The following is a 449-nucleotide window of genomic DNA, read 5'->3' on the forward strand; positions in this document are numbered from 1 at the left end:
AGTTGCGCACTTTCGACCTCGATTCAGTGAAAAGCATCGCTCCAACCGCAGACTAGAGCTACTTCACCCCCGGCTTCCGGGACCTTCAGCAAACCTGGCACGCTCCTTGATAACAGTCAGGCACCCACCGGGCGATTCCGCCCCGGGCACCCTAAATTTATTCCGCAAGGAGAGCACCCCATGGCAACACCAGCGTACATGTCGGTTACCGGCGAGAAACAAGGCCTGATCACTGCCGGCGCCTTCACCGCCGACTCCGTTGGCAACACCTACCAGGAAGGCCACGAAGACCAGGTCATGGTTCAGGCTTTCAGCCACGACGTGATCATCCCGCGTGACCCACAATCCGGTCAGCCAACCGGTCAGCGCGTTCACAAGCCAGTTGTGATCACCAAGGTCTACGACAAGGCTTCGCCTCTGCTGCAAGCTGCTCTGACCTCCGGCGAGCG

At 59.5% G+C, this 449-nt stretch carries 1 protein-coding gene; it reads left to right on the plus strand.

Annotated elements, in window-relative coordinates; genetic code table 11:
- Window positions 1-180 precede the first annotated feature (180 nt).
- A partial coding sequence (gene tssD / locus U862_RS0129045) for a type VI secretion system tube protein TssD (RefSeq protein ID WP_025113575.1) occupies window positions 181-449 on the plus strand: 269 nt, incomplete at its 3' end.

It is taken from the genome of Pseudomonas sp. H1h, assembly GCF_000633255.1.
In the GTDB taxonomy this organism is placed as follows: Bacteria; Pseudomonadota; Gammaproteobacteria; order Pseudomonadales; family Pseudomonadaceae; genus Aquipseudomonas.